The sequence below is a fragment of the Govania unica genome (assembly GCF_027920805.1).
GTDB lineage: Bacteria > Pseudomonadota > Alphaproteobacteria > Sphingomonadales > Govanellaceae > Govanella > Govanella unica.
Genome location: NZ_JANWOI010000004.1, coordinates 1 through 20,292 on the forward strand (window position 1 = coordinate 1; position 20,292 = coordinate 20,292).

At 59.9% G+C, this 20,292-nt stretch carries 18 protein-coding genes and 1 tRNA gene; 5 read left to right on the top strand and 14 right to left on the bottom strand.

Going from position 1 to position 20,292, the window contains the following annotated elements:
• Nucleotides 1-53 precede the first annotated feature (53 nt).
• The 8 genes from NYP16_RS10830 to NYP16_RS10865 form a co-directional block, all read right to left on the bottom strand.
• The gene (locus NYP16_RS10830) at nt 54-2,297 is read right to left on the bottom strand and encodes a heavy metal translocating P-type ATPase (protein WP_274944162.1); all 2,244 of its coding nucleotides are present in this window, start codon (nt 2,295-2,297) and stop codon (nt 54-56) included.
• Complete coding sequence (locus tag NYP16_RS10835) at nt 2,294-3,079, bottom strand: DUF2189 domain-containing protein (protein WP_274944693.1); 786 nt, start codon at nt 3,077-3,079, stop codon at nt 2,294-2,296. The genes NYP16_RS10830 and NYP16_RS10835 overlap by 4 nt, the downstream gene beginning before the upstream one ends.
• Nucleotides 3,080-3,092: 13 nt before the next feature.
• Nucleotides 3,093-3,272, bottom strand: a complete 180-nt coding sequence (locus NYP16_RS10840; RefSeq protein ID WP_274944163.1) for a hypothetical protein — start codon at nt 3,270-3,272, stop codon at nt 3,093-3,095.
• A complete protein-coding gene (ccoP, locus tag NYP16_RS10845) occupies nt 3,269-4,315 on the bottom strand; it encodes a cytochrome-c oxidase, cbb3-type subunit III (protein WP_274944164.1) in 1,047 nt (348 codons plus the stop codon). Before ccoP ends, NYP16_RS10840 begins: the two co-directional genes overlap by 4 nt.
• A gap of 3 nt (nt 4,316-4,318) precedes the next feature.
• Nucleotides 4,319-5,050, bottom strand: coding sequence for a cytochrome-c oxidase, cbb3-type subunit II (gene ccoO / locus NYP16_RS10850; RefSeq protein ID WP_274944165.1), 732 nt, complete (start codon nt 5,048-5,050; stop codon nt 4,319-4,321).
• Between the two features lie 5 nt (nt 5,051-5,055).
• Nucleotides 5,056-6,708, bottom strand: coding sequence for a cytochrome-c oxidase, cbb3-type subunit I (gene ccoN / locus NYP16_RS10855; protein ID WP_274944166.1), 1,653 nt, complete (start codon nt 6,706-6,708; stop codon nt 5,056-5,058).
• Between the two features lie 14 nt (nt 6,709-6,722).
• Entirely contained in the window at nt 6,723-7,043 is a 321-nt protein-coding gene (locus NYP16_RS10860) for a ribbon-helix-helix protein, CopG family (protein ID WP_274944167.1), read from the bottom strand.
• A 131-nt stretch (nt 7,044-7,174) separates the two neighbouring features.
• Nucleotides 7,175-8,089 carry a hydroxymethylglutaryl-CoA lyase gene (locus NYP16_RS10865; protein WP_274944168.1) on the bottom strand — a complete coding sequence of 305 codons (915 nt, stop codon included), beginning with the start codon at nt 8,087-8,089 and terminating at the stop codon, nt 7,175-7,177.
• A gap of 137 nt (nt 8,090-8,226) precedes the next feature.
• On the opposite strand from NYP16_RS10865, the gene NYP16_RS10870 reads away from it, so the two are divergent.
• From NYP16_RS10870 to mnmC, 4 genes are all read left to right on the top strand, one after another.
• A complete protein-coding gene (locus NYP16_RS10870) occupies nt 8,227-9,438 on the top strand; it encodes a CaiB/BaiF CoA transferase family protein (protein WP_274944694.1) in 1,212 nt (403 codons plus the stop codon).
• 23 nt (nt 9,439-9,461) lie between these two features.
• Nucleotides 9,462-10,112 (top strand): isochorismatase family protein, encoded by a 651-nt coding sequence (locus NYP16_RS10875; RefSeq protein WP_274944169.1) that lies wholly within the window; start codon nt 9,462-9,464, stop codon nt 10,110-10,112.
• Between the two features lie 318 nt (nt 10,113-10,430).
• Nucleotides 10,431-12,722, top strand: a complete 2,292-nt coding sequence (locus NYP16_RS10880; RefSeq protein WP_274944170.1) for a TonB-dependent receptor — start codon at nt 10,431-10,433, stop codon at nt 12,720-12,722.
• A gap of 254 nt (nt 12,723-12,976) precedes the next feature.
• On the top strand, nt 12,977-14,827 hold the full coding sequence (gene mnmC / locus NYP16_RS10885) for a bifunctional tRNA (5-methylaminomethyl-2-thiouridine)(34)-methyltransferase MnmD/FAD-dependent 5-carboxymethylaminomethyl-2-thiouridine(34) oxidoreductase MnmC (protein ID WP_274944171.1): 1,851 nt from the start codon (nt 12,977-12,979) through the stop codon (nt 14,825-14,827).
• Nucleotides 14,828-14,877: 50 nt separating this feature from the next.
• Here the strand turns inward: mnmC and paaE are convergent, their stop codons facing one another.
• From paaE to paaA, 5 genes are read right to left on the bottom strand one after another with little or no spacing between them, the layout of a single operon-like run.
• Nucleotides 14,878-15,948 (bottom strand): 1,2-phenylacetyl-CoA epoxidase subunit PaaE, encoded by a 1,071-nt coding sequence (gene paaE, locus NYP16_RS10890; RefSeq protein WP_274944172.1) that lies wholly within the window; start codon nt 15,946-15,948, stop codon nt 14,878-14,880.
• Nucleotides 15,949-15,958: 10 nt separating this feature from the next.
• Nucleotides 15,959-16,501 (bottom strand): 1,2-phenylacetyl-CoA epoxidase subunit PaaD, encoded by a 543-nt coding sequence (paaD, locus tag NYP16_RS10895; protein WP_274944173.1) that lies wholly within the window; start codon nt 16,499-16,501, stop codon nt 15,959-15,961.
• Nucleotides 16,502-16,506: 5 nt separating this feature from the next.
• Nucleotides 16,507-17,280 (bottom strand): 1,2-phenylacetyl-CoA epoxidase subunit PaaC, encoded by a 774-nt coding sequence (paaC, locus tag NYP16_RS10900; protein WP_274944174.1) that lies wholly within the window; start codon nt 17,278-17,280, stop codon nt 16,507-16,509.
• Entirely contained in the window at nt 17,280-17,570 is a 291-nt protein-coding gene (gene paaB, locus NYP16_RS10905; protein WP_274944175.1) for a 1,2-phenylacetyl-CoA epoxidase subunit PaaB, read from the bottom strand. Before paaB ends, paaC begins: the two co-directional genes overlap by 1 nt.
• Nucleotides 17,571-17,586: 16 nt before the next feature.
• Complete coding sequence (paaA, locus tag NYP16_RS10910; protein WP_274944176.1) at nt 17,587-18,582, bottom strand: 1,2-phenylacetyl-CoA epoxidase subunit PaaA; 996 nt, start codon at nt 18,580-18,582, stop codon at nt 17,587-17,589.
• A 486-nt stretch (nt 18,583-19,068) separates the two neighbouring features.
• Between paaA and galE the strand changes: the two genes are divergently transcribed.
• The gene (gene galE, locus NYP16_RS10915; RefSeq protein WP_274944177.1) at nt 19,069-20,088 is read left to right on the top strand and encodes a UDP-glucose 4-epimerase GalE; all 1,020 of its coding nucleotides are present in this window, start codon (nt 19,069-19,071) and stop codon (nt 20,086-20,088) included.
• A gap of 73 nt (nt 20,089-20,161) precedes the next feature.
• On the opposite strand, the gene NYP16_RS10920 is transcribed toward galE, so the two are convergent.
• Nucleotides 20,162-20,237 (bottom strand) — tRNA-Thr (locus NYP16_RS10920).
• Nucleotides 20,238-20,292: the final 55 nt, after the last annotated feature.

Consider the following 20,292-nt stretch of genomic DNA (forward strand, 5'->3'; position numbering starts at 1 on the left):
GCCGCTCCGCCCAGCAGCAAGGCCAGCGGGACGAGAAAGATCAGACTGCTCATTCAGCGCTTCCAGTTTATGGTTGGTGCGGACATAGCCGGAGCAAAATCAGCATCCCGGCGGAGGCGCTGTTTGCCTGCTTTTAGACGGAGTGCATTGGCGACCACGATGATTGAGGAGGATGACATGGCCAGCGCCGCAATCAGCGGGGTGACATGGCCGAGAATTGCAATCGGCAGGGCGATGACATTATAGAGGATCGCCAGCCCGAAATTTTGCCGCACGAGTTTGCCCGCTTCGGTCGCCACCGCATGGGCTGTTGCTACGGCCTCAAGCCCCGGTCTGAGAAAGACAAAGTCTGCCGCCTGCCGCCCGATATCCGCCGCCGTCACAGGTGCCATGGAGACATGGGCCGCTGCGAGGGCCGGGGCGTCGTTGAGTCCGTCGCCCACCATCAGCGTCTTTCGCCCGGCGGCGGCGAGGGCGGTCAACCGCTCCACCTTCTGTCCCGGCAGGAGGCCAGAGGCATAGTGGTCAATGGTCAGAGACGCGGCAATGGTGGCGACGGCGGGAGCGTTGTCCCCGGACAGAATCTCGATAGGGATGCCGGCGGCGCGCAGCAAGGCTATAGTGTCTGACGCTCCGGGACGAAGCAATTCCTTGAAATGGAAGACAGCCAGGCTCGTTCCTTCGGAGGCGAGGACGGTACCGGTCGCTGTCGGCCCGTTCAAGCCGGGCGACAATGCCCAGTCTGCTCGGCCCAAGCGATAGAGCTTACTGGCGATGCGGCCTTCGACACCAAGTCCGGCTTCTTCCCGGACGTCCGTAACGGGTGGCTTTTTAAAACCGCCGCCGTCCACCAAAGCCGCGAGAGCTTGCGAATGCGGGTGCTTTGAATGGGCTCCGAGCGTGCCGGCAATAGCCAGCGCTTCAGGGTCGAGGTCGCCTTCGTTCGCCAGCCGCATATCACCCGAGGTCAAGGTTCCCGTCTTGTCGAACACGGCGCTGTCGATTTCGGCGAGGCGCTCAATCCCAGATCCGTCCTTGACCATGATGCCGTTTTCGAAGAGCCGCCGCGTGGCCACGACCTGAACGATCGGAACCGCGAGTCCAAGCGCACAGGGGCAGGTGATGATCAGGGCAGCAATGGCGATGGTAACGGAGCGATGGACATCGCCGGTCGCCAGCATCCAGCCACAAAATGTAAGCAGCGCGGCGGTATGAACCAGCGGGGAATAGAGACTTGCGGCGCGATCCGCCAAGCGTCTGTACCGCGCGCGCCCGTCCTCGGCAGCTGCCATTAAACGGAGCATTTCAGCGAGGAAGGAATCTTCCGCCCGGGCGGTTGCGATCACGGTCAGCGCACCGGTCAGATTGAGCGTGCCGGCCTGGATCTTCGAGCCGGTCTGAACGGGCTGTGGCATGCTTTCTCCGGTCGCGATTGCACGATCGAGCTCGGACCGCCCGTCTTTAACCGTCGCATCGACCGGAACGCGATCGCCAGCGACAAGGAGGAGCTGCATACCGGGCTCGATCTCGGCCACCGGAATATATTTGCGGCTGCCGTCGCTTTGAAGCACGGTGGCCCCGCGTGGCGCAAGCTGGATCAGCCCCTCAACCGCGGCCCGGGCTTTCTCGCACATCAGACGATCGAGCGTGCGGCCGATCAGCAGGAAAAAAATAAGTGAGGTCGCAGCATCGAAATAGGCGTGAGGTCCATTGTTGATGGTATCGTAAAGGCTCAAACCGAATGCCAGAGAAACGCCGATCGAAATCGGCACGTCCATGTTGGTGCGACCGCGTTTAAGGGCGCTCCAGGCTGACAGGAAGAAGATACGTCCAGAATACAGCAGGCACAGCAGTGCCAGGGACGCCGAAATCCAGTGGAAGGCATGGCGTGTTGCGGCATCGGCACCGGACCAGACCGAGACCGACAACAGCATGATATTCATGGCTGAGAAGCCGGCCACTGCCAATGCCCGGATCAACCGCCCAAGCTCGGGATCTTTCCTGGTCTCCTCGGCGCGGAAGATATGCCCGGGGAAGCCAAGCTTTTCCAGCGTTTCAAGAAGGGCCGGTGTGCCTTCGCCCCGCCACCGGACGCCAGCGCGCTTGGTCGACAGGTTCACGCGCGCATACTCAACGCCCGGCATGGCGAGCAGTCCGCTCTCCACCGTTCGTATGCAGCCGGCACAGCGAACCCCGGGAATGGCAATGTCCGTCTGGTACAGACCGCCGCCAAGCGCCCGGCTCGCCAGCCGGATTTCATCTTGGAAAAATGGCATATCCGCAGCCGGGGAGGTCATCGGATCGCCCTGTAACTGTGCCAGGTCGCATGGCCGATCAACGGAAACACCAGGATCAGCCCAAGCAGACCTGTTGCGGCGCTGAGCAGGAAAAGGACCAGGACGATGGCTCCCCACATCAGCATGACGGGAAGGTTGTTCCAGACCAGAGAGATGCTCAGGCCCATGGCCGTAAAAGCGTCGGTGCGTTCGTCAAGCAGCATCGGCACGGCGAATATGCTTATGGCGAATGAAAAAGCGGCGAATAGTCCGCCGACGATTGTGCCGACCGTCAACATGGCCCAGCCGTATGGGGTCATAAACAGCATGGCGACAACATGATCAAGCCCTGGAAAAGGCCGGAGCCCGAAGAACAGGGCATAAATGATGACCGCGGCGCGCATCCACACCAGCATCAGCAGGCAGAGGATCGCGCCAGTATACCAGACCTGGGCTCCCGATGCGGATTTTACGAAAAACATCCGGCTGAGACGGGGCTCTTTCCCTTTTTCTATGGCTCGGCTTTTCTGATAAAGCCCGATTGCGATGAACGGCCCGACCACCATAAAACCAGCCAGCGCTGGTAACAGGATATAGTCGAGCTCAAACTCGAACAGTCCCCAGATAATGGCAATCGAGATGGCGAATATGGCAAGGCCATAGGCGAGGCTCGTCCCCGGGCTGTGCCAAAGATCATGCCACCCTTTCGCCAGCCAGCCGAACGCGGCGCTGGCGGGCAGATTGCGTTGCCTTTGCGCGGATAACGGCAGGATGATCGTCTCGGAACTGTGGTTTGTGCCCATCACTCTCTCTCCCTTAACAGGCCGATCGTGCCGCACGATAGGGTCCCATATCATCGCTCTCTTTGGCATGCGGCACACAGTCAGGTGCGGAGCTGAACGCCACATAAACGAGATGCGCATTGGCGGCGATCAACAATACGAGGCCGATACCGATGCCGATAAGCGTCATGGTCTTCCATTGAAGCTGCTTCATGGCTGACCTTCTCCAAGCGTTCCGACATAAAGGGCAAGGATCTTTATGTCTGTCGGCGGCAGACGATCCGACCAATGCGGCATATGCCCTTGCCGCCCGGAATAGACGCTCGTATAGACCGACTGCGCATCCCCGCCATAGAGCCAGACAGAATCCGTGAGGTTGGGCGCGCCGAGTTCCTGTTGGCCCCGGCCCGCCTCACCGTGGCAGGCACTGCAATTGTCGGCAAAGATTTCCTTCCCGGCACCGAGGCGGGCCGTTTCTTCGGCAGTCAGGGTTTGCCCGGACAGCGATCTGACATGGGCCGTCACGCTCAGCACCTGTTCGCGGTCGAGCATGCCCTCGCGGCCGAAAGCGAGCATTTGCGAGGTTCGTGTGCCATCGACCGTGGTATTGATGCCGACGCGGATTGTCTCGGCGATGGCGTCGGGCGAGCCGCCCCAGATCCAGGCACGAGCCGCAAGGTCCGGAAAGCCCGGCCCACCGGTTCCCCGGACGCCATGGCAAACCGCACAGTTATCACCGAACAGCGCCTGACCGCGATCACGCACATACTGCATGAGCTTGGGGGCGGCGGCGATCTCCTTGAAATCGGCGGCGGCGATCCGATCGGTCCAGACGGCGCGGTCGGCTGCGGCCTTATCGACCTGGCGCATCACAACCTCGCGCTGATCGATGCCAAGCAGGCCCTTCGTATAGCTCCAGCCGGTCGGCCAGGCTGGCATCAAGATCCAATAAATGATTGCAAACAGCGTGGTCAGGGCGAGGAACCACAGCACTATGCGGGGTACTGGCGTGTCCAGTTCCTCAATGCCGTTCCATTCATGTCCGGTCGTTTTCCGGCCCGTGATGTGATCGTGTTTTTCAGGCTCCATGGGGGCAGGCTTCGGCCGGTCGTCTGTGTCGAGAATACTATTTTTCGCTTGATCAAAGCGTTTCCGGTTTGCAGGCCAGAACACATAAACCAAGACCAGAACCGCAAGCCCGATCATATAGAACAGCCCCCAGCTCTTGGAAAAAGCGACCAATGTTTCGTGATTCATCGGTCACTCCTCCGTCGTAGCGGCTTGTGGATGGGCAGCATCCGTCAGCCGACCGAGAATTTGCAGATAAGCAACAAGTGCATCCATTTCGGTCAGGTCGCCGGGCTTTCCGTTGAAGGCCCGGATATTTGTCGCCGATCCATAACGCAGGGTGACGCCCGCCGCCTGGTTGCTGTCCGGGTTGGCCTGACCATAAAGATCGGCCGACGCGTTGGCGATCATCTCATCTGTATAAGGGACACCCACGGCGCGTTGTGCCGCAAGATGTTGGCCGGCGTCATCGGTCCGGAGCAGATTGCGTTGGAGCCAGCCATAGCGCGGCATGACCGATTCCGGCACCACATCACGGGGGTTGATCAGATGCGCCACATGCCAGGCGTCGCTGTATTTCTCCCCGAGCCGGGCCAGATCGGGACCGGTGCGCTTGGATCCCCACAGCATTGGATGATCATATTTCGATTCCACGGCCAGGGAATATGGGCCGTAGCGTTCGACCTCATCGCGCAACGTGCGGATCATCTGACTGTGGCAGGCATAGCATCCCTCGCGGATATAGATGTTACGCCCGGCCAGTTCGAGCGGCGTATAGACCCGCATGTCCGGCGCCGCTTCCACCGTCTCATCAATCGTGAAGAGCGGTGCGATCTCGACCAAACCGCCGATACTGGCGACCAGGATAATGGCCAGAGCAAAGCCCATGGTATTGCGTTCGATTTTACGATGAAATTCAGGCATAGCGATTACTCCCCCGCCTGAGTGGCCGGTTGCAGGACGGGTACATCCGCCTGGCTGTCGTCGGATACCGCGCTGGTCCGCGCCAACCGGATCGTCATCCATAGATTATAGGAACCGACAATCGCGCCGAGCAAGAACAGCAAGCCGCCGAAAGCTCGGGCAATGTAATAAGGATGCATCGCGACGACGCTGTCGATAAAGGAATAGGCAAGCGTGCCACTGTCATTATAGGTGCGCCACATCAGACCTTGAATGATGCCTGAGTTCCACATGGCGAAGACGTAAACGATGGTCCCCGAGAGGGCCAACCAGAAATGGACCTCGACCAGCTTCGGCGAATACATGCGTTCTTGCTTCCACATCCAGGGAACCAGCGCATAGATCGAGCCGAAGGTGATCATGGCTACCCAACCAAGCGCGCCTGCGTGAACATGGCCGACGGTCCAGTCCGTATAATGGGAGAGTGAGTTGACCGCCCGGATGGCCATGAACGAGCCTTCGAAAGTCGACAGACCATAAAAGACCGCGGCCACCATCATGAAACGCAGGGTGGCATCGTCGCGCACCCGGTGCCACGCGCCGTTCAGGGTCGCGAGCGCATTGCCGGCCGAAGCCCAGGACGGCACCAGCAACACGATCGAAAAGGTCATGCCGAGCGTCTGAACCCATTGTGGCAGCGCCGTATAATGGAGATGATGGGAACCGGCCCACATATACATGAAGGTAATCCCCCAGAAGCTGATGATCGACAGCCGATAGGAGAAAAGCGGCCGCTCGGCGCGTTTGGGCAGATAATAATACATCATGCCGAGGAAGCCGGCGGTCAGGAAGAAAGCGACGGCATTATGCCCATACCACCATTGGGTCATGGCGTCCTGAACGCCTGAGAATAGCGAATAGCTTTTGGCATGGCCAAACGAGACCGGCACCGCAAGGTTGTTGACGATATGCAAAATCGCCACAACGAGGATAAAGGCCATGTAATACCAATTGGCGACGTAGATATGAGGTTCCTGCCGCCGCCGCAATGTCCGGATATAGAGCAGGAAATAAACGACCCATACAATCACCAGCCAGATGTCGGCATACCATTCCGGTTCTGCATATTCCTTGGACTGGGTCACGCCCATCAGATAGCCAGTGGCTGCCAGGATGCAAAACAGATTATAGCCAATCAGCACGAACCACGGACTGAATTGATCGGGAAGTCGGGCTCGGGATGTCCGTTGCAGAATGTGAAAGGACGTTGCGATCAGGGCATTGCCGCCGAAACCAAAAATAACGCCGGACGTATGAACCGGGCGGAGGCGCCCGAAACTGGCCCAGGCGGCGTCGAACGTCAGATCCGGCCATGCCAGCAGCGCTGCAACCCAGACCCCGACGAACATCCCGACGACCGCCCAGGCCATGGTCAGCACAATGCCCAGTTTGGTCGGGTCATCATAATATTCGAGAAGGCGCTCCGGCGCGGGCTCCGGATCGTAATAGCGATTGATAACAACGACTATGAAGCTAAGGCTGAACCCGAGAATGATAAAGCCATGAACCCCGAGAGGGTCAGCTCGGCCAGCCACGGCCAGGGCCAGGCCACAACAGGCCATGATGGTAAGCACGACAAGCGCAAGTTGTCGTTCTGCTACAGTAAGTCTCGAAACCATTTATTTCCCCCCGATCACGCAATAGACGCCTTGATGTCCGATAGATGGCCGAACATGGCCAGAGGCTGGCCAGAGTCTGACCAGAGTATGGGCGGCTTTTGCGAGCGTATAATGTCGAGTGTGTTTTTGTCCAATATGGTGAGCTCGGTGGTGACCGTCGCTGAAAACTCATCGACCGCCGGCATCATCATCGAGGCCCTTGTCTTGCAGGTGTTTTCAGCCGACAGAGCGGCCCGAATGGCCCATGCCCTGGTGCTGCAACTCATCCGAGCAACCAATTCTGAAACCTGCCTTACCACGTCCTGACTTACTGCCACCGCGTCCAAAAGAAGCATTTGAAATACCAGTTTAGCAGCCGAAAGACATCCGTCCAAGCCGCAAAAGCATCATAGCAGTGCCAGATTTAAGGCTGCCGCCCTAGGATTAAGGGCAGTGGGTGACAGCCACCGCGATAAGCTGTTTGACCTTATTCGGCCCTGATGGGTTTGGGGAAGCCGCCTGCTTTGCTCACAAGGCCGGGTACCGGGCGGCCGAGCATGTCGGCGAGCCAGTGGGCGCTGGCGATCACCTGGTCGAGGTCGACGCCGCTGACCAGGCCGGAGCGGTCGAGGAGATAGAGCAGATCCTCGGTGGCGATATTGCCGGTGGCTTTTGGCGCGAAGGGACAGCCGCCGATGCCGCCAAGGCTTGCGTCCAGGGTCACGACCCCTTCTTCGATGGCGGCCATGGCATTGGCGATGCCGGTGTTGCGGGTGTTGTGAAAATGGGCGCGGAGCGGCATGTCCGGCAGGCGTTCGCGCAATTGACCGAAAAGATCATGAACCTGTGCGGGCACGCCGACGCCGATGGTGTCGGCGAGCGCGATTTCGATTGGCCCCGCTTCGGCCAGCTGTTCGGCGATGTCGAGCACGCGTTCGGCTGGAACCTCGCCTTCGAACGGACAGCCAAAGCTTGCGGCGATGGTCACTTGAGCCCGCCGCCCGTGGTCATGGGCGAGGCGCAGGATGTCGCGGGCGGCGGCGATGCCCTCGACGATAGTCTGGCCCTGATTTTTCTGCCCGAAGCTATCTGTCGCGACGACCACGCAGCCGAGTTCATGGACGCGGGTGGCGAGCGCCCGGAGCGCGCCTTTTTTATTGAGCACGAGGCCGATATAAGACACCCCCTCATGCTCCGGCAGTCCGGCGACCACGGCTTCGGCATCGGCCATTTGCGGCACCCGGCCGGGATGCACAAAGCTCGCCACCTCCAGCCGGCGGATCCCGGCGGCGACGGCACGATTGATAAGCGCGATCTTGTCGGGCGTCGACACCACGCCAGGCTCATTCTGCAGCCCGTCGCGGGCGCCGACTTCAAGGATATGGACAAGATTTTTTGTCATGGCGCTGATCCGGATAAAAGGGACATCTGCGGGCAAAAAGAAATGGGCCTGTGGATACCTGTGGATAATTGTATACAAATATTATTGGCCTTTGTATACATAAACACAGATAACGGGTTGAAAGGACTGATCGCGTGATGCAAACGACTGCTTCGGCTGGAACTGGGTCTCCCTTCGGGGCTTTGAAGGGCTTACGGGTTATTGAACTCGGGCAGTTGATCGCCGGGCCGTTCTGCGGCCAGCTTATGGCCGATCACGGAGCCGAGGTGATCAAGATCGAACAGCCGAAGCTTGGCGACCCCATGCGTGAATGGGGCCGTGGCAAGCCGGTCTGGTGGCCGGTGCTGGCCCGCAACAAGAAATCCATCACGCTCGATCTGCGTCAGCCCGAGGGCCAGCAGATCCTGAAGGATCTGGTCGCCAAGGCCGATTTCCTGCTCGAAAACTTCCGTCCCGGCACGCTGGAGAAATGGGGGCTTGGCTATGACGTGCTGTCGGCCATCAATCCGGGGCTTATTATGATCCGGGTTTCGGGTTATGGCCAGACCGGACCCTATGCGCAAAAGGCGGGCTATGGTTCCATTGGCGAGGCGATGGGCGGCATGCGTAACCTGGCCGGCGATCCATCGTTGCCGCCAAGCCGCGCTGGGCTGTCCATTGGGGATTCTCTGGCTGCCACCTATGCCTGTCTCGGGGCGCTGATGGCGCTCCATCACCGTCATATGACCGGGCGCGGGCAGGTGGTTGATTCGGCCATTTACGAAGCAGTGCTGGCGATGATGGAATCGACGGTGCCTGAATATACCGAAGGCGGCTATATCCGCGAGCGCACCGGGTCGATCCTGCCCAAGGTCGCGCCGTCCAATGTCTATACGACCCGGGATGGGGAGCTTCTGATCGGTGCCAATCAGGACAGCGTGTTCGGTCGTCTGGCCGAAGCCATGGGGCGGCCGGAGCTTGCGAAAGATCCGCGGTATGCGACTCATCATGCGCGGGGGGAGCATCAGGCCGAGCTTGATGATCTCATCAATGACTGGACGCGGGGGCTGAGCACGGCCGAAGTGATGGCGTTGATGGATTTGTTCGGCGTGCCCGCGGGCAAGATCTTCAAGACGCCGGACATGCTCGAAGACCCGCAGTTCAAGGCCCGGGAGGCGCTGGTCCATGTGGCGCATCCTGAATTCCGCAATCTGATGATGCAGAACGCCTTTCCGAAATTGTCGGAAACGCCGGGTCAGGTCGGCTGGCCGGGTCCGGCCCTTGGTGCCCATAACGCCGAGATTTACGGCGGCCTCCTCGGGCTTTCGGAGTCCGAGATCGCGGCCTTGGCCGGTAAGGGCATTATTTAATCCACAGCCGCTAGGGGGAGTAGATGGCAGGGCGGGACACGGTAGCGCGCGATCAGGACTATGCGGCGGCGGGGTTTGGCGGGCGGCTTGGCTTTGGCGAGCGTCCGGCATTGGTGATTGTCGATGTGGTGACCGCCTATCTTGATCCGGAGTCGCCGCTTTATGCCGGGGTTGAAGATGAGCTTGCGGCCAATGAACGGCTGCTGGCGGTGGCGCGGGAGGTTGGGATTCCGGTCATCTTTACCCGCGTCGAATATACCCCGGGCGGCGCGGATGGTGGATATTTCTATAAAAAAGTCAAAGCCTTGAAGGTCTTTGACCGGGGTGGAAAATGGGGGGCGTTCCCCGCGACTCTGACCCCGCTTTCAAGCGAAATTATTGTCACCAAACAATATGCCAGTGCCTTTTTCGGCACCAGTTTGCGCTCGACCCTGAGCGCGCTTGGCGTGGATACGCTGCTGATCACCGGCTATTCGACCTCGGGCTGTGTGCGGGCGACGGCCCTTGATGCTTTGCAGAACGGATTTATTCCTGTGGTGGTGGCGGACGCCTGCGGCGATCGCGATTGCGACGTTCAGGCCGCCAATCTGTTCGATCTGGCGGCCAAATATGCCGACGTGCTTGAGGCGGATCAGGTGATTGCCTGGCTGCAGGAGCAGTTTTGCGCGGACTGAGGGGCGGCTTATTCCATATTTAGGGACAGAGAGTTCTTGACGCGTCGAATAATGTATACAATAAATTATGGGGCTCGGGGTGGGCGCAGCAAAAAGCATGCAAAATAATCTGTTTGTCTGCCCGAGCCTTTGCCGTGCGGCCTGCTGCCTGACCACAGAATCAGGGGCAACCGCCAGCATATAGGGGGCTTGATCATATTCTGCGGGGGTTCGCACCTGCTTTTCTATTCCGACCTCTTGTGACTGCTTCTGCCGCCGCAGAAGCCTGTATTGCGTTCCGTGTAAACAATGAACAACAAGACGATTGAGGAGAGAAACGTGACCAGGTCAAATCTGTTGAAAATCCTGCTTGGAACCAGTTGCGCGGTCGCGGCTTATGGCGTTACGCCGGTCATGGCGCAGGGCAATTCGGCCGCATTGTCGGAGCCGCTTGAGGAAATTGTTGTGACCTCGCGGCGCCGGGATGAACGGCTGGTCGACGTGCCGATTGCGGTCAGCGTTTTCAATGCCGCCACCATTGAGCGGGCGGGCATTACCCGGGCGGCGGATTTCCTCGCGCTGACCCCGAACGTCCAGTTCATCCAGACCACCAACGTGGGCGAAAGCCAGGTCCATATTCGCGGTATCATTCAACCGCGCGATGCCGAGCCGCCCTTTGCCTATGTGGTTGATGGCGTACTGGTGCCGAACCCAAGCGCCTTCAATGGCGAGCTTGTGGATATCGATCAGATCGAAGTCATCAAGGGGCCCATCGGCTCGATTTACGGCCGCAACGCCGTCGGCGGGGCCATTCTGGTGTCGACCAAAAAGCCAGGCAATGAGTTTGAAGGCAAGGTCAAGGGCAGCTATGAGGTCGAAGGCCAGGAATGGAGCGTCAACGGCTTTGTCTCGGGTCCGGTCGTCAAGGACAAGCTCTATGCCCGTCTGACCGCGGGTTACCTTGACCGCAAGGGCTATTACGACAATGTCACCCTGCATGAAAAGGAAGACCCGTTCAGAGAAGGCCAGGTGCGCGGCCGGGTGGTCTGGGATGCGACCGACAACATCCAGTTCGATTTTTCGGGCGGCTATGCCAAGGTCAAGGGCTATGCCTTCAACTTCAACAACCAGACGGCGGGCACGCCGGGGTTCCGCGATGGTGTCGATATCAATGACACCAGCATTCAGAATGCCGGAAACGTGCGCTCTTTCAATAATCAGAAGCGCTATGACGCCACGGCAAAAATGGATTGGAACAGTGAATATGGCACGCTGTCGATCTATGGCGCTTATCACAAGCTGAACGAAGATATGGGCGGTGAGGGCGCGGTAGATTTGGCGCTGTTTGGCTTCTATCCCTCTTTCTCGCCCGTCAATTTTTTCATCGACCCGACGCTTTATGAGGGTTATGGCCCGACACCGCGTGACGGCACTCAGTATCAGGCCCGCAACCAGACCGATAAAAGCGCTGAAATCCGCTTCACCTCGCCGGGGGATAAACGGCTCCGCTATATCGCCGGAGCTTATTACATCGTCTTCGATCGGGCGATCATTTTGAACCGTGCCGATGATATGGGCAATGGGGTTGTGGTGGCCAATCCGCTTGGGGATCCGGTGACCAATCCGGTCACGGCGCTGACCTGGACTGACAACCACAACAAGGCTTATGCCCTGTTCGGTCAGCTGGCGTTCGATATCACGGAAAAGGTCGAACTTTCGGCGGCCGCGCGTTGGGACAAGGAAGAACGCGGTACGACCAATTTGACGCCTGCGAATTATGTCACCCTGGCCGGTGATTCCGGGCGCAAGCGCAACGCCAATTTCAGCAAGGTGCAGCCGCGCGTGTCCCTGCGTTACAAGCCGACGGAGGACACGTCCTTTTATGCGACCTATGGCGAAGGCTTCCGGTCGGGCGGGTTTAATCCGCTTGGCAGTCGGTTCAATATTATCAATATCGATGGGGTGACTAACACCACGGTTCAGGATGCCTTTGACAAGGAAACCTCGAAATCCATGGAGCTTGGGTTCAAGGCCTCTCTGTTGGATCATCGTTTCAGCATCAATGGCGCCGCCTTCGCCTCGACTGTGCATAATGCCCAGTATTTCCAGTTCTTCCCCTTTTCGCTGTCGCGGGTGATTTCGATCGTCGATAAAAACCAGATCTGGGGCTTTGAATTCGACGTCAATGCGCGGGTGACCGACGGGCTCAACCTATTCGGCGGGTTTGGCTATCTGCATTCGACCATCAAGGCCAATGCCGAAAATCCGGAAACGATCGGCAATAGCATGCCGTTCACACCGGAATATAACGTCATCCTCGGGGCGCAATATAGCAAGCCGATCACGGACGGGATCAATGGCGTGGTGCGGGTGGAGTATACCCGCACCGGTCCGCTTTATTATGACACCCTGAATACCCCTGGCACCCGCCGCGATGCCTTGAATCTCGTCAATGCCCGGCTTGGGGTGGAGGGGGAGACCTGGACCGCCACGCTGTGGTCGCGCAACCTGTTCAACAAACATTACAACGTGGACGGTGTGGTGCTGGTGGTGCCGAACGTGACGGTGTTCGATTTCGTCACCAAGGGCGCACCGCGCACCTTTGGTCTGGAGGTTGCCTATAAATTCTGAGTTTGACGCCTGTGTTGCCGCGTTGCCTACCCCCGGTCAAGAGTCTCTGGCCGGGGGTTTTCTGTTGAAAGACTGAGGTCTGGATTGCTTCGGCTACGCCTCGCAATGACGGGAGTGGGTGTGGTCGTCATCGCGAGCCGCGTAAGCGGCGTGGCGATCCAGGAAGGGGCCGGGTTGTTGCGGTTTTGCCGTTGATCTTGGGGGGAAAGGGGTTAGGTTTGGGGCGTGCATTGTAAAGGATCATTGCTGACGTCATGACGTCACTGCGTCTTATACCCCCCGCGCTGGACTGGACGGCCGAAGGCGCGCCGCGGTCGCGAGGGTTTGATGATATTTATTATGCCCCGGAGGCGGGGTTTGCGGAAACGCGTCATGTGTTTCTGGATGGCATTGGCGCGCCTGAAGTCTGGGCGGGGCGGGCGCGATTTACTCTGGGCGAGACCGGGTTCGGCACCGGGTTGAATTTTCTCGCTGCCTGGGATCTGTGGCGGCGCACGGCGGCGGCCGATGCGCGGCTGGATTATCTGGCGGTCGAAGCCTACCCCTTGCAACGTGATGATCTGCGCCGGGCGCTTGCGCTCTGGCCGGAGTTGCAGCCCTTGGCCGATCAATTGATTGCGGCATGGCCCCATGGGGTGGCGGGCAGCCATCTGCTCAGCCTCGATGGCGGCCGGGTGCGGCTTCTGCTGCTGTTCGGTGACGCTGCGTCCATGCTGGCGGCGACTGAGGCGCAGGTGGACGCCTGGTTTCTCGACGGATTTGCCCCAAGCAAGAACCCTGACATGTGGAGTCCGGCGTTGTTTGCCGCCGTTGCCCGTCTGTCCAAGCCGGGGGCGCGGCTTGCGACCTTTACGGTGGCGGGGGTGGTGCGGCGCGGACTTGCGGCGACCGGGTTCACATGTGAAAAACGTCCGGGCTTTGGGACCAAGCGGGGTTGTCTGGCGGCGCGATTTGAGGGGCCTGCGCCGGTGGTCAAGGATGCAACGCCCTGGTTTGCTCCGCCGGTTGCAGTTCCAGTGCGACGGATTGCGGTGATTGGCGGCGGCATTGCCGGGCTGACGATGGCCCGGGTGCTGATGTCGCGGGGTGTTGCGGTGACGCTCTATGAAAAAGCCGGGAGTTTGCTGCCGGAGGCGTCGGGCAATCCGGTGGCGGTTCTCGAACCCTGGATTGATCTGGGCGAGGCTCCGGCCGGGCGCTTCAGTCTGGCGGCGACCCTCCATGCGCTCCGCTGGTATCGCGATTATGCGGGTGACGGTTTCGAGCCTTGCGGGGTGCTGGCGCAGGAGGACCGCGCCTGGCAGGAACGGGTGGCGGCGGGCGGTTATCTGCCGCCCGAAGACGTGAGTTTACAGGCGGATGGCCTGTTGTTTCCGCGTGCCGGAATGATTCACACCGCCCGCCTCGCGATGCGGCTGGCCGACGGGGTCGACCTGCGTCTTGGACAAGATATCGCCCGGCTTGAGGATCTGGACGCCGATGCGGTGGTGCTGGCGGCGTCTTTCGGGTCGGAGGCGCTCGGCGGTTTCCCGCTGTCGCTTGCGGTCCGGCGCGGGCAGGTGAGCTTGCTGGAAGGCGGCGCGCCGCTTGGCCAGGTTCTGAGTGGCAAGGGCTATGTCACCCCGGTGTTCGTGACCCCGGAAGGATTGCGTCATCTTGCGGGGGCGAGCTTCGCCGCCGCTGACCCGTCGACCGAGGACTGGCGCGCGCTGGCGGAAGCCGATCAGCAGGCCAATCTGGAGATTTTTCAAAATCTGCTGCCCGGTAGTCCGGCCCGTCTGGTGGGAGGGCGCACCGGTCTTCGTGCCGCGAGCGTCGATCACTTGCCGATCATGGGGGCGTTGCCGGTCGCGGATTATGCGGCGGATTATGGCGGGCTGGCCCATGGGCGGCGCGGGGATTATCCGCAGGCCCGCTATCAGCCGGGGCGATATGTGCTGACGGGGCTTGGGGCGCGCGGCTACCTCACAGCGCCGCTGTTGGCGGAAACGCTGGCGGCGCAAATTCTCGGGGCCCCGGTGCCTTTGCCGCGTTCGCTGCTTGATGCGCTGCATCCCGGGCGGGCGGCGATCCGGGCCATTCGGCGGGCAAAAAAAACGGGCTGACATAACCACGTCAGCCCGAGGGATAGGCCCCAATAGAACTTTAGAAATCTTTACGCGTCATAGTCGAGCACGACCTTATCGGTCAGCGGCCGCGACTGGCAGGTGAGCACGAAACCGGCTTCGACCTCATGGGGTTCGAGGGCGTAATTGACCGCCATGTCGACCTTGCCTTCGATGACCTTGGCGCGGCAGGTGCAGCAGACCCCGCCCTTGCAGGAGAACGGTACGTCGGCCCCGTGAGTTTCAGCCGCGTCCAACACCGTCCCGCCATTGAAGGCGAGGTTGAATTCGGTCGAGATACCATGAACGATGACGGTCACGCGGGACGTGTCCATCTTGCTTTCGACCTGGATCGGCCGGGCGGCGGCACGCGGCGCGTCGTCCGTATAGAACAGCTCGAAATGAATGTGATCCTTGCTCATGCCAAGCTCGATGAGGGTCTTCGAGACATCCTCGATCATGGCTTGCGGGCCGCAGAGGAACACGTCGTCGATCTGGCTCACGGGGCAGAGCGCGGCGAGCAGCGCCTTGGCCTTCTTGCCATCGATGCGGCCCATCAGAATGTCAATATCCTGGGCTTCGCGGCTCAGGATATTGGTCACGCTGAAGCGGGTCATGTGGCGGTTCTTGATATCCTCAAGTTCCTCCCGGAACATGATTGAGGCCACCGAACGGTTGCCGAAGAAAAGATGGAAATTGCTGTTGGGTTCGCGGGCGAGGGTGGTCTTGATGATCGACAGCATGGGCGTGATGCCGCTGCCGGCCGCGAAGGCCACATAGGTTTTGGCCTGCGCCGGGTCCAGCGGGGTCGAGAACTTGCCCATGGGGGTCATGACCTCAAGCTCGCTGCCGACCGTGAGCGCGCTGTTGGCATAGGATGAAAAGATCCCGTCCGGAATCTGCTTGATGGCGACCCGCAACTGATTGTCGTCGACGCCCGAACAGATCGAATAGGAACGCCGCACATCCTTGCCGTCGATAAGGCTGCGCAACGTCAGATGCTGCCCTTGGATGAAGCGATAGTCGTCCCGCAAGTTGTCCGGCACGGCAAAGGTGACGGCGATACTGTCATCCGTCTGCTTCTCAAGATCGGCGATTGTCAGGCGATGAAACTGGACCATGATGTTTCCGTCAAAGACATTTGAAATAATCGAAGGGTTCAAGACAGGCGTTGCAGGCATAATGCGCCTTGCAGGGCGTCGATCCGAAATTGCTCACCTTGCGGGTGTCGTGGGAACCGCAAAGCGGGCAGGGCACGTCGGGGTCTTCCCCAAGGAGCACATGGGCTTTGCGGGCCAGTCGGTCGTCGCTGCCGGTGTGCGTCGCGGATTTGACCGGAGGGGCGATGCCATATTCCCGCAGTTTCTCGCGCCCGCGCTCGCTCAGCCAGTCCGTGGTCCAGGCCGGGGACAGCACGGTTTTGACCTTTGCGTTCGGATAGCCGTTGCGCTTGAGCGCGGTCAGGATATCGACCTCGATCACAAGCGTCGCCGGGCAGCCGGAATAGGTCGGCGTCACGCTGACCGTGACGTTGTCGCCCGCAATCTCGACCCCGCGCACGATGCCGAGATCAACCACCGACAACACCGGGACTTCGGGATCCGGTACCGCGTCAAGCACGGCCCAGATCGCCTTTTCCTCCCTGGTCTTTGCAAGTGATATGATGTCGCTCATGAGGTTTACCAGGTCATATCCGGATAGGTGCGCTGCATATATTGCAGCTCGGTGAGGATGAAGCCCATATATTCCGTATGCCTGCCGCTGCGACCGCCGGACGCCATCCAGCCATCGGCGGGGCGGGTCAGGGTGGCGTCGTCAAGCACGTTGCCGACCGCGTCATTGAAGGCCGGACGCAGGCTGTCAAGATCGACGCCGATGCCAAGCGCCAGCAGGCGACGGTCAATGTCGTCCATGACGAACATCTCGCCGGTATACATCCACAGGGCGTCGATGGCCGCCTGCATGCGGGCGTGACTTTCGGCGGTGCCGTCGCCCAAACGAATGACCCACTGGGCCGCATGGCTCAGGTGATAGCGCACTTCCTTGACGGCTTTTTCGGCGACGCCGCGTAGCGTGTCGTCGGTGGAGCTGGCCAGCGCTTCGAAAAACGGCAGGCTCATGGCCGAGAACAGGAACTGGCGGGCGATCACATGGGCGAAATCTTCGTTCGGCTGTTCCAGCAGCAGAAGATTGCGGTAGTCGCGTTCTTCGCGCAGGAAGGCGATCTTGTCTTCGTCCCGGCCCTTGTTCTCAAGTTCGGCGGCGTAGGAATAGAGCACCCGGGTCTGCCCGATCAGATCAAGGGCGATGTTGGTCAGGGCGATGTCTTCCTCAAGCTCCGGCGCATGGGCGCACATCTCGGCCAGACGATGGCTGAGGATCAGCGCGTCGTCGCCGATGCGGGTGGAATAGGCGATCAGAGCCTCGGTATCTGCTGCGGATAACTGGGCCATTACATATTCTTCACTTCTTCGGGGATGTCGTAATAGGTGGCGTGACGATAGCCTTTGTCCAGCGCCGGTTCGTACATCGTGGCCTTGTCCGACGGATCGGAGGCGATGATCGACGCCGATGGCACGGCCCAGATGCTTACGCCTTCGCCGCGGCGGGTATAGGCGTCGCGGGCATTGGCGATGGCCATTTCAGCGTCGGGCGCATGCAGGCTGCCCACATGCTTGTGGCTGAGGCCATTGCGGCTGCGGAGGAAGATTTCATACAAAGGCCAGGCTTTATGGTCGGTCATACTGTCGGTTCCTGAATTAGGCGGCGGCTTTGCGGGCGCGCTGTTTGGCGGCATGGGCAAGCGCCGCGTCGCGGACCCAGGCGCCGTTTTCATGGGCGGCGCGGCGGGTGGCCACACGTTTTTTGTTGCAGGGGCCATTGCCGGCGATGATGTCGTTCAGTTCGGCCCAGTCGATGGCGCCGAAATCGTAATGGCCGCGTTCGGCATTCCATTTGAGATCGGCGTCCGGCACGGTGAGGCCGAGATATTCCGCCTGCGGCACCGTCACATCGACGAATTTCTGGCGCAGGTCATCGTTTGAAATGCGCTTGATGTTCCATTTCATCGACTGCCCCGAATGGGCGGAGGCGCGGTCGCTCGGCCCGAACATCATCAGGCTTGGCCACCACCAGCGATTGAAGGCGTCCTGCATCATGGCTTTCTGTTCGGGAGTGCCGCGCGACAGCGTCAGCATGATTTCGTAGCCCTGGCGCTGATGGAAGCTTTCTTCCTTGCAGACGCGGATCATGGCGCGGGCATAGGGGCCGTAGGAACAGCGGCAAAGCGGGATCTGGTTCATGATCGCCGCCCCGTCCACCAGCCAGCCAATGGCGCCGATATCGGCCCAGGTCAGGGTCGGATAGTTGAAGATGCTGGAATATTTCGAGGTCCCGGCGATCAGTTGCTCGACCATTTCCTCGCGGCTGATGCCAAGCGTTTCGGCGGCGCTATAAAGATAAAGCCCATGCCCGGCTTCGTCCTGCACCTTGGCCATCAGCACCGCCTTGCGGCGCAGCGACGGCGCGCGGGTGATCCAGTTGCCTTCGGGCTGCATGCCGATCACTTCGGAATGGGCATGCTGGGAAATCTGGCGGATCAGCGTCTTGCGGTAGGCCGCCGGCATCCAGTCACGCGCTTCGATGCGATCATCGGCATCAATACGGGCCTGAAAATGCAGCGCCTCAGCCGAATCGTCGACGGCCGTAGGGGTTGGCTTTTCGCCGGTTGGAATGTCGAGGCCTTGAGTATACACGGCGGAGCTCTCCTCATGGGTGGGGGACTGAGCGGATTTTTTCTTATTATGCCACAAAATTTCTGTATCTGAAGATATTTTTGTATCATGTTTTGGAGGAGTGGATTTTGGGCATTAATAATAATATAAATCAATGAGTTGGTGATTTTTTTATGGTTCGGGGAGGAGGTGGATTATTCAAAAACGATGCATCAGATGATGGGACGGCCAGGATTCGCGTGACATGTTGTGCGAATGGCGCCGACGGTCTGGATCCTCGCGTGCGCGGGGATGACGGTTTAATGATGTTTAGTGATGTGTCATTGCCGGGCTTGACCCGGCAATCCATGCTTCAACCAGCAGTGTGGCGGTGAAATGGATTGCCGGGTCAAGCCCGGCAATGACAGTTGCTGTTTAAGGCTAATCCGGAATCAAACCGCAGCAGGCGGAGGGTGTTTCCTGTTGCCGGGCAATCGGCTAAAAGAAGCCAGCGGCATAAAAGGGAGCATGTCTGTGAAAGTTCTGGTAACCGGCGGTGCGGGGTATATCGGCAGTCATGCCGCTGTGGAGCTTCTGGCGGCGGGGCATGAGATTGTGATCATTGACAGTCTGGTCAACGCCAAGGCCGCGGCGCTGGCCCGGATTGGGGAAATCACCCAGACAAAAATCTCCTTCATCGAGGCCGATATCCGCGATCGGAGCCTGGTATCAGATCTGTTCGCGGCCGAGCGGTTCGATGCCGTCATGCATTTCGCCGGGTTGAAGGCGGTCGGCGAATCCGTGGCCGAGCCCATGCGCTATTACGAGAATAATATCGGCGGCTCCCTCGCGCTGTTCGAGGTCATGGCCGACCATGGCGTGAAGACTTTGGTGTTTTCCTCATCGGCGACGGTGTATGGCGACCCGGCCAGCGTGCCGATCCGCGAAGATTTTCCGCTCTCGGTCACCAATCCCTACGGCCAGACCAAGCTGATGATCGAAAACATGCTGCGCGACTTGGCCGCCGCCGACCCGGGTTGGCGCATCGCGCTCCTGCGGTATTTCAATCCGGTCGGCGCCCATGCCTCGGGCATGATCGGTGAAGACCCGAACGGCATCCCCAACAATCTCGTGCCCTATATCACCCAGGTGGCCATCGGCAAGCGGCCGCGCCTTCAGGTCTATGGCGGCGATTACCCGACCGCGGACGGCACCGGGGTGCGCGATTATATTCATGTGGTCGATCTGGTGCGCGGCCATTTGCGGGCGCTCGATTATCTCGCGCAGACCCCCGGCCTTGTCACCGCCAATCTCGGCACCGGGCAGGGCTATAGCGTGCTCGACATGGTCCGCGCGTTCGAGGCTGCCTCCGGCCGCCCTATCCCCTATGACATCGTCGCCCGCCGCCCCGGCGACGTCGCCCAATGCTATGCCGACCCCTCCTTCGCTGCCGAACATCTCAACTGGCGCGCGGAAAAAACCCTTGCCGACATGTGCGCCGACAGCTGGCGCTGGCAAAGCATGAACCCGGATGGTTATCCGGACTGAGGGTGAGCCCGCGAGCTTGGGCCCGGAGCGTATAACCGCTCGGCCGAAATCCGCTAAAATCGGGAAAAGAAACTGGTGCCGCCTAGGTGACTCGAACACCTGACCCCCGCATTACGAATGCGGTGCTCTACCAACTGAGCTAAGGCGGCTTGGCAGACATTGTGCTGCGAAGACGGCGGCACCTTACTGTCAATGATTGCGTTT

Excerpts from the sequence above, each read along its gene's own strand:
- NYP16_RS10830 (WP_274944162.1), bottom strand. The coding sequence starts at position 2,297 with ATGACCTCCCCGGCTGCGGATATGCCATTTTTCCAAGATGAAATCCGG.
- NYP16_RS10835 (WP_274944693.1), bottom strand. The coding sequence starts at position 3,079 with ATGGGCACAAACCACAGTTCCGAGACGATCATCCTGCCGTTATCCGCG.
- NYP16_RS10840 (WP_274944163.1), bottom strand. The coding sequence starts at position 3,272 with ATGAAGCAGCTTCAATGGAAGACCATGACGCTTATCGGCATCGGTATC.
- ccoP (WP_274944164.1), bottom strand. The coding sequence starts at position 4,315 with ATGAATCACGAAACATTGGTCGCTTTTTCCAAGAGCTGGGGGCTGTTC.
- ccoO (WP_274944165.1), bottom strand. The coding sequence starts at position 5,050 with ATGCCTGAATTTCATCGTAAAATCGAACGCAATACCATGGGCTTTGCT.
- ccoN (WP_274944166.1), bottom strand. The coding sequence starts at position 6,708 with ATGGTTTCGAGACTTACTGTAGCAGAACGACAACTTGCGCTTGTCGTG.
- NYP16_RS10860 (WP_274944167.1), bottom strand. The coding sequence starts at position 7,043 with ATGCTTCTTTTGGACGCGGTGGCAGTAAGTCAGGACGTGGTAAGGCAG.
- NYP16_RS10865 (WP_274944168.1), bottom strand. The coding sequence starts at position 8,089 with ATGACAAAAAATCTTGTCCATATCCTTGAAGTCGGCGCCCGCGACGGG.
- NYP16_RS10870 (WP_274944694.1), top strand. The coding sequence starts at position 8,227 with ATGCAAACGACTGCTTCGGCTGGAACTGGGTCTCCCTTCGGGGCTTTG.
- NYP16_RS10875 (WP_274944169.1), top strand. The coding sequence starts at position 9,462 with ATGGCAGGGCGGGACACGGTAGCGCGCGATCAGGACTATGCGGCGGCG.
- mnmC (WP_274944171.1), top strand. The coding sequence starts at position 12,977 with ATGACGTCACTGCGTCTTATACCCCCCGCGCTGGACTGGACGGCCGAA.
- paaE (WP_274944172.1), bottom strand. The coding sequence starts at position 15,948 with ATGGTCCAGTTTCATCGCCTGACAATCGCCGATCTTGAGAAGCAGACG.
- paaD (WP_274944173.1), bottom strand. The coding sequence starts at position 16,501 with ATGAGCGACATCATATCACTTGCAAAGACCAGGGAGGAAAAGGCGATC.
- paaC (WP_274944174.1), bottom strand. The coding sequence starts at position 17,280 with ATGGCCCAGTTATCCGCAGCAGATACCGAGGCTCTGATCGCCTATTCC.
- paaB (WP_274944175.1), bottom strand. The coding sequence starts at position 17,570 with ATGACCGACCATAAAGCCTGGCCTTTGTATGAAATCTTCCTCCGCAGC.
- galE (WP_274944177.1), top strand. The coding sequence starts at position 19,069 with ATGTCTGTGAAAGTTCTGGTAACCGGCGGTGCGGGGTATATCGGCAGT.